Source organism: Cetobacterium sp., assembly GCF_048470075.1.
Taxonomy (GTDB): Bacteria; Fusobacteriota; Fusobacteriia; order Fusobacteriales; family Fusobacteriaceae; genus Cetobacterium_A.
On record NZ_DBGBQB010000011.1, the window covers coordinates 1 to 8,434 of the forward strand.

At 27.9% G+C, this 8,434-nt stretch carries 6 protein-coding genes; all 6 read left to right on the forward strand.

Annotated elements, in window-relative coordinates; all coding sequences use genetic code 11:
- Positions 1-289 precede the first annotated feature (289 nt).
- The 6 genes from ACMOUI_RS00320 to metH all read left to right on the forward strand — a co-directional run bounded on the left by ACMOUI_RS00320 (position 290) and on the right by metH (position 8,125).
- Positions 290-502, forward strand: coding sequence for a nitroreductase family protein (locus ACMOUI_RS00320; RefSeq protein ID WP_418963757.1), 213 nt, complete (start codon positions 290-292; stop codon positions 500-502).
- A gap of 360 nt (positions 503-862) precedes the next feature.
- Positions 863-2,134, forward strand: a complete 1,272-nt coding sequence (locus ACMOUI_RS00325; RefSeq protein ID WP_418963753.1) for an O-acetylhomoserine aminocarboxypropyltransferase/cysteine synthase family protein — start codon at positions 863-865, stop codon at positions 2,132-2,134.
- 12 nt (positions 2,135-2,146) lie between these two features.
- The gene (gene metF / locus ACMOUI_RS00330) at positions 2,147-3,025 is read left to right on the forward strand and encodes a methylenetetrahydrofolate reductase [NAD(P)H] (RefSeq protein ID WP_418963754.1); all 879 of its coding nucleotides are present in this window, start codon (positions 2,147-2,149) and stop codon (positions 3,023-3,025) included.
- Between the two features lie 7 nt (positions 3,026-3,032).
- Positions 3,033-3,773: a homoserine O-acetyltransferase/O-succinyltransferase family protein gene (locus tag ACMOUI_RS00335; protein ID WP_418963758.1), complete on the forward strand. Its 741-nt coding sequence runs from the start codon at positions 3,033-3,035 to the stop codon at positions 3,771-3,773.
- Positions 3,770-4,723, forward strand: a complete 954-nt coding sequence (locus ACMOUI_RS00340) for a homoserine dehydrogenase (protein WP_418963755.1) — start codon at positions 3,770-3,772, stop codon at positions 4,721-4,723. The genes ACMOUI_RS00335 and ACMOUI_RS00340 overlap by 4 nt, the downstream gene beginning before the upstream one ends.
- A gap of 12 nt (positions 4,724-4,735) precedes the next feature.
- Positions 4,736-8,125: a methionine synthase gene (gene metH, locus ACMOUI_RS00345; RefSeq protein WP_418963756.1), complete on the forward strand. Its 3,390-nt coding sequence runs from the start codon at positions 4,736-4,738 to the stop codon at positions 8,123-8,125.
- The last annotated feature ends 309 nt before the right edge of the window (positions 8,126-8,434 follow it).

The window sequence follows — 8,434 nt, forward strand, 5'->3', positions numbered from 1 at the left end:
AATCTAAACATTGGTTTTATTGAAAAAATTGTAAATATAATGTTGGAGTGTAAAAAACTAACGTAGGGTCAAAAAAGATAATTTTTTTAAATAATGAATTATCATTAGATATAAAATATGATTTTAATTCTTGACGCTATCAAAATAGCTTCTTCTTTAAGTCATACAGAGTTTATTATTCACTAAATTAATCTACTTTATTTTATAATTGAATTTTAATTAATTTTTATTATAAACAGCTAAAAATCAACAACCACAAAAAATCTATGTACTTCAAAGTAAAGAGACTATCAATAAACTTACTGAACTAACACCCTGCGTTTATGGTGCAAAAACAGTCTTTATTTTAGCATATGATACAAATATAAAGTGGTATAATCCCTTAGAAGATGGAAATCACTCTGGTATAGAGGATGTTAGTATTGTTGCAACCTATATGATGCTTCAAGCTGCAGAGCTTGGTCTTAATACTTGCTGGGTAAATTTCTTTTCTAAAGCTTAATAGCTTTATTTTTATCCATTAAAAGCATTTTAATTTCTTTATATTTTAAAAATATCATAATTTGATAAAAATTATTTTAGAAAAAATTTGAAATTATTTTTTATTTATGCTATAGTATAAAAAATATTTTACAGGAGTGGTTTATATGTTTAATAGAATGATAAAAACTACAATGATGAATATGATGCCTTTGGGAGTTGGTACCAAAAATTAATTTTTTAATTTTGGGACGAACTCATTTTGATTTGCTTAAATGAGATCTCCCAAAGATATAGAGCTTTTAATCTAGCTTGGGAGATTTTATCTCTCAAGCTTTTTTTATTTCTATATCTTTATTTTTTATAAAAGGGAGGATCAACTATGAGTTATAAATTTGAAACAATTCAATTACATGGTGGACAATATCCGGATTCAGAAACAGGTTCAAGAGCAGTTCCAATTTACCAAACCTCTTCATATGTTTTTAAAAATAGTGATCATGCTGCAAATTTATTCTCTTTAAAAGAGAACGGAAATATCTACACTCGTTTAGGAAATCCAACAACACAAGTTTTAGAGGAGAGAATCTCTCTTTTAGAAGGTGGAGTAGGAGCTTTAGGTGTGGCTTCTGGAGCAGCAGCAATAGCATATGCCTTTTTAACAATAGCAAAATATGGAGATGAAATCATCTCAGCAAATAATATTTATGGTGGAACATATAATTTTTTGACTAATACTATCATCGATTATGGAATCAATACAAAATTTTTTAACCCAAAGGATTTAATCCAACTCGAACATCTGATAACCTCAAAAACAAAAATAATCTTTATAGAAAGTTTAGGAAATCCTAGTGGGGATGTTATAGATATTGAAAAAATATGTTTTATAGCTCATAGATATAATATTCCTGTCATTGTAGATAATACATTTGCAACCCCATACCTAATAAAACCTTTTGAATATGGTGCTGATATCGTTGTTTACTCAGCTACGAAGTTTCTAGGTGGACATGGCACATCAATAGCTGGACTGATTGTAGATAGTGGTAAATTTAATTGGAAAAATACTAAGTTTGAGACCTTTAACACTCCTGATAATGGATATCATGGATTAAAATACTCTGATTTAAATGAAAAAGCTTTTATAACAAAAGTTAGAGTAAAAACTCTGAGAGATACTGGTGCAGCACTATCTCCTTTCAATGCTTTTTTGATACTTCAAGGAATAGAAACTCTTTCTCTAAGAATGGAAAGACATGTTGAAAATGCAGAGAAAGTAGCCAAATTTTTATTTGAAAATGATGAAGTAGAATGGATTAGTTATCCTAAATTTCAAGAAAATTCAGAAAAAAAATTAATTGAAAAATATTTGAAAAAAGGAGCTACATCAATTTTTACTTTTGGTTTAAGAGGTGGAAGAAGAAGAGGAAAAAAATTTATAGATTCTCTTGAGCTTTTCTCTCATCTTGCAAATGTTGCAGACGCTAAATCCTTAATAATTCATCCTGCATCAACAACTCATGGACAGTTGAGCGACTCTGAATTAGAAATTTGTGGAATAAAGCCTGAAACAATAAGAATATCCATTGGATTAGAGAACATCGATGATTTAATTATAGACTTGAAAAATGCTATTGATATTACTAAATAGGAGATGAATTTTATGAAAATTAAGAACTTGTATAAAATAAAAAAAACAGTTATATCCTTTGAAATTTTTCCACCAAATGAAAAATATCCAATAGAATCAGTCTATGAGACAATAGATGAACTCTCAAAATTAAAACCAGACTTCATAAGTGTTACTTATGGCGCTGGTGGAACTACTAGAGGACGAACAGTTGAGATAGCTTCAAGGATAAAAAAAATATATGGTATAGAACCTTTGACTCATCTAACATGTTTTGGTGCTAAAAATAATGAGATTGAAAATATTCTAAAAGAGCTAAAGAAAAAAAATATTAAAAATATTTTAGCTTTAAGAGGAGATTTACCAAAAGATAGAGAGGGAGTAGATGGAGATTTTAAATATGCTAGTAAACTGATTGAAAAAATCAAAAAAGAAAATGAATTCTGTGTAGGAGGTGCATTCTATCCAGAAGGGCATCAAGAAACCAATGACCTTTTAGACTTATTTTATTTAAAAGAAAAAGTAAGAGAGGGAGCAGATTTTTTAATATCACAAATTTTCTTTGATAATAACTACTTCTATGATTTTAAAAATAAATGTGGTAAATTAGGAATCAATATTCCTCTAATTCCTGGAATAATTCCAGTGACAAATGCCAAACAAATTAAGAGAATAACTGAGCTATGCGGATCAACTATACCATTAAAATTTCAAAAGATACTAATGCGATATGAAGATAATCCTAAAGCTTTAAAAGAAGCAGGAATAGCTTATGCTGTTGAGCAAATAATAGACCTTTTGTCCTCAGGAATACCTGGAGTTCATATCTATACTATGAATAAAGTTGATGTTGTAGCTGAGATTATGAGAAGAATAAAATATGTTAGAGAACATTTACAGGAGGTGAATTAAAATAAAAATAGGAGTTATAAATTTAATGCCAATAAAAACAGAAATTGAGTCACAATTTTCAACAATCTTTGAAAAAATAGATAAAAATATTCAATTGAAATATATCTATCCTGTAACTCATAGATATAAAAACACTTCCTTTGATTATATTAAAGAAAATTATACTCCTTTAAGTGAGATAAACAATAAGGACTATGATGGATTTATCATAACTGGAGCTCCCATAGAAAAATATGATTTTGAAAAAATTGATTTTTGGCAAGAGATAGATATTTTTTTTAAAACTAACTTATTGCCTACAGTCTATATATGTTGGGGAGCTCAAAGTGCACTATATTCAAAATTTGGCATACAAAAATATGAGCTTAAAAAAAAGCTTTTTGGAGTTTATAAACATACAATAAAAGTTGATAATCCTTTTATAAAAAATGATTTTTATGCTCCACATTCCAGAAATACATATAATAAAAAAGAATGCCTAAATAGTATTGGACTAACTATAGTTGGAGAATCTGAAGATGCCGGAGTCTATATGTGTACCAGTAAAAATTATAAGGATATCTTTATCTTTGGACATAATGAATATCAAAAAGAACGATTAAAACTGGAGTTTGAAAGAGATAGAGGAGATATACCTAAAAATTACTTTAAAGAGGATAATCCTAATAATGAACCCATTTTTAATTGGGAAAGCCATAGAGATGAGTTTTATAAAAATTGGATAAATTTTATAGGAGGAAAATTATGAAAATTGGAATTATAGGAATTGGTACTATTGGTAAGGGAGTTCTTGAACTTTTAAAGAAAGAAAAAAAGAAAATTGAAAAAAGAATTGGTGAGAGTATTGAAATATCTTGGATATGTGATTTAAAAGAAGATATAGATAACATTAAAGAATATAACTTCACTAACAATTATAAAAAAGTTTTAGAAGATGATTCTATAGAAACGATAATTGAGTTAATCGGTGGAAATAGTGTAGCATTTGATATAGCTAAAGAGACTTTAAAAAGTAAAAAAAATCTAATAACAGCAAATAAACATCTTTTGGCCACTAGGGGTAAAGATATTTTTAAACTAGCAAAAGATAATAAAGTAAAAGTATTTTTTGAAGGAGCTATAGCTGGCGGAACACCTATTGTTTCATCTATCTATGAAGGAGTTTTTTCTGGTGGAATAAAGCGAATAAGGGGAATTTTAAATGGAACATCCAACTATATTTTGAGTAAAATGGAGGAGGGGTATAGCTATAATGAGGCACTTACCATAGCTCAAGAACAGGGATATGCTGAACTTGATTCAACTTTTGATGTGAAAGGTATCGATACCGCTCATAAAATCAGCTTACTTTCCTATTTAATTTGGGATGAATTCATAGATTATAATCACATACTAATCCAAGGAATAGAGAGTTTAACAGAGAAAGATATTGAGTTTGCCAAAAGTTGTGAGAAAAGATTTAAATTAATTGGTGAAGCCACTAAAGAGAATAATACAATAAAAATAATAGTTAAACCAATACTTATTGATAAAAATGATCTGTTATATAATGTGAAAGATGCTTATAATGGAATAGAAAGTTATGGTAATTACTTAGAAAAAACATTTTTTTATGGAAAGGGGGCTGGAGCACTTCCTACTGCTACAGCTATAATAGGTGACTTATATAAAATAAAAAACTCCAATGCTTGGTACTAAATAGGGGGTATTATGCTTAATCAAAAAAAAATTTATATATTAGATGGTGCAACTGGAACAGCGATTCAAAGCTATAATTTATTGGAAAAAGATTATACTTATAAGGGATACAAATACATTGGATGTAATGAAGTTTTAAATCTAACTAGAGAAGATATAATTTTAGATATCCATAAAAAGTATATCGAAGCTGGAGCTGACATTATTGAGACCAATACCTTTAATTCAAATAGCATCTCTTTAAAAGATTATGGTCTAGAAAATGAATCCTATATTTTATCTTTTCAAGGAGCTAAATTGGCACAAGAAGCTATAAAAAACTCAAAAAAAGATGTTTTAATTGCAGGTTCTATAGGTCCTACAAATAAAAGTGCTTCCATTCCTACAAATAAGAATATCTTGACTCGCGAGGTTAATTTTGATGAACTCTTTAAAAGTTATCTAATTCAAGCTAAAGGTTTAGCTGATGGAGGAGCTGATTTATTTTTAATAGAAACTATTTTCGATGGATTAAATGCTAAAGCTGCAGTTATGGCATGTGAGCAAGTAGCTAAAGAAAATTGTAAAAAAATGCCCATAATGATATCTGCTACTGTAGATAAAAATGGAAAAATATTATCTGGACAAGATATTAGATCATTAATAACCTCTCTAAATAGAGATAGTATTATATCTTTTGGGCTTAACTGCTCCTTTGGTGCAAAAGATTTAATTCCATTAATTGAAAATTTAGACATGGCTACAGATAAATTATTATCAATATATCCCAATGCAGGATTGCCAAATGAGAATGGAGAATATGATGAAAAACCCGAAATAACTTTAAAGTATTTAAAAAAACTTATAGATAATAAAAAAATAAATATTATAGGTGGTTGTTGTGGAACTACTCCAGCTCATATAAAACTTATAAACGATTATTCTAAGGATAAATTACCTAGAGAGATTAAGTTTAAAGAGATAACTAAGTTTTTTTTAGCTGGAAATCTACCATTAAGGGATAATAAAAATTTCTATTTAGTTGGAGAAAGAAATAATGTTGCTGGGTCTAGAAAATTTAAGCGATTAATAGAGGAAAAAAAATATGAAGAAGCCGTAGAAATTGCTAGAGAACAGATTGAAAATGGAGCTGATATTATTGATATTAACTTGGATGATGCTCTTTTAGACTCGAAAAAAGAAATTGAAATATTTTTAAAAACTTTATGTAATGACTCCAGCGTATCACAAGTTCCTATAATGATAGACTCCTCAAATTTTGAGGTTATAGAGGTTGCTTTAAAAAATATATCTGGAAAAGCTATTGTCAACTCAATAAGCTTAAAAGATGGTGAGAAAGAATTTTTAAAAAAAGCTGATATTATTAAAAACTTCGGTGCTGCATTAGTAGTTATGGCATTTGATGAAAATGGTCAAGCCATTTCCTTAGAACGAAAAATTGAGATTTGTCAAAGATCCTATGAACTATTGATTAAAAATGGCTGGAATAAAACTGAACTTATTTTTGATCCCAATATATTAACAATTGGAACTGGCAGAGAAGAGGATAAATATCATGCTATAAATTTTTTCAAAGCCATTAAATGGATAACTGACAATTTAAAAGGAGTTAAAATCAGCGGTGGAATCAGTAATATCTCTTTTGCTTTTAGAGGAAATAATCTATTGAGACAGCTTATTCATAGAGAGTTTCTAAAAGAAGCTACTAAAAATGGTTTAAATATGGGAATTATAAATCCAAATGAAAAAAATATTGAATTTCCAAAAGAGTTAATTAAATTGGTTAATAAATTAATATATGGAGAAGAAGTTATTGAGGAAATTTTACTATTTTGCAAAAATTTAGATTTAAATTATGAAAACAAACATATTTTAACCAGAGAGTTTAACAGTAAAAAAACTTTAAAAGTTGAAGATAGATTACATTTAAAAATATTAGAAGGTAAAAGTAATGGTTTAGAATTAGATTTACAAGAAGCTCTTGAAGTATACACTCCTTTAAACATAATTCAAACTATACTGATGACTGCCCTAACTGAAGTTGGTAGCAAATTTGAAAAAGGCGAGTTTTATTTACCTCAAATTATTAACTCTGCTGTTATTATGGAGAAAGCTGTAATGTATCTAACACCCTATATAAACCAGAATGAACCTTATAAAACTATCAAAGGAAAAGTTTTAATGTGTACTGTCAAAGGGGATGTTCATGATATTGGAAAAAACATTACTAAAATTGTATTAAAATGCAATGGTTATCAAGTAATTGATTTGGGTGTAATGGTTGAAAAAAGTAAAATTTATCAAGAGGCTATAAAAAATAGTGTAGATGCTGTGACATTGAGCGGTTTGATAACTCCATCTTTAAATGAAATGGAAGAGGTTATTGAATTTTTTGAAAAAAATAGACTTAATACTCCTATAATAATTGGTGGAGCTGCAACTTCAAAACTTCATACAGCACTTAAGCTAGAGCCAAAATATAAAAATAAAGTTTTTCATGTTACAGATGCTTCGTCCACTGTTTCAGTTTTAAATTCTCTCCTTAATCAAGAGTGTCACATTTTTAAAAAGAAAATAGAAGAGGAATATAACACTTTAAGATCTTTGTATTTTAAAAATAAAGAAACCTTAATAACTAAAAACATAGATGAGGCTAGACTTGATTCAGAGCATATAGCATACAAACCCACTAAACCAATCCATCTAGAAAGAATTTCTATGGAAATTACTCTTAATAAAATTATCCCATATATTGATTGGACTATTTTTTTAAAAACTTTAAAAATTAAAAATACATCACAAGAAACAAAAATTTTAAAAGAGGCCTATATAATTTTAAATAAATGGATTTCTGAAAAAAGAAGTGTAAAAACACTTTATAAAATATATTCTGTAACTAAAAATAATGATATTCTAGATATAGAAAATCGAAAAATTCCACTTGTTAGAAATCAAGGAGTTACAACTGAATCTCTTTCTGACTATATAGAAATAGATGACTATGTAGGTCTATTTATTGCTTCTATAAAACCACAAAATGAAGATGATATATTTGAGCAACTTTTAGCTAATACTATAGTTGAAAGTGCCTCTAAATATCTGCATGAACATATATCAGAAAATAATTGGCCTATTAATATAAGACCCGCTATTGGCTATCCATGTTTACCCGATCACTCAATAAAAAAAGATATCTTTGAACTTTTGAATGGTGATGAAATTGGTGTAACTTTAAGTGAAAACTTTGTTATGAGTCCTCTTTCAACAGTTTGTGGATTCTATATAGGTAATTCTGAAAGTAAATATATTTCACCTAAAATAATTCTAGATGATCAAATAGAAAAAATCTCTAAAATTAGAGGTTTAAATATAAATCTTACAAGAAAATATATGGGATTTTAAAACGTATACAATAGAACTACCGCTGCTCCATAGAGGAAGAGGTTTTCTCAGGACATTTTAAGAAAAATAGATTCAAAAAGAGATGTATAATGTAATACATCTCTTTTAATAACTTCTTATCTAATCAATAACCAATAGTATTGTAAAATACGTGAATACTCCTATACAAAAATTGAGTATAAAAAATAAACTTTTTTCATAAAAACCTTCTAATTCATCATGATAATCCTTGATTACAGAGTAAAAAAAATAAATTTGAAATAAGAGTATTAATTTCATACGTCCCCCCATATATACATGATATATTCC

What these genes read in the sequence shown, in the direction of transcription:
- metH (WP_418963756.1), top strand. Translation starts at nt 4,736, where the DNA reads ATGCTTAATCAAAAAAAAATTTATATATTAGATGGTGCAACTGGAACA.
- metF (WP_418963754.1), top strand. Translation starts at nt 2,147, where the DNA reads ATGAAAATTAAGAACTTGTATAAAATAAAAAAAACAGTTATATCCTTT.
- ACMOUI_RS00340 (WP_418963755.1), top strand. Translation starts at nt 3,770, where the DNA reads ATGAAAATTGGAATTATAGGAATTGGTACTATTGGTAAGGGAGTTCTT.
- ACMOUI_RS00325 (WP_418963753.1), top strand. Translation starts at nt 863, where the DNA reads ATGAGTTATAAATTTGAAACAATTCAATTACATGGTGGACAATATCCG.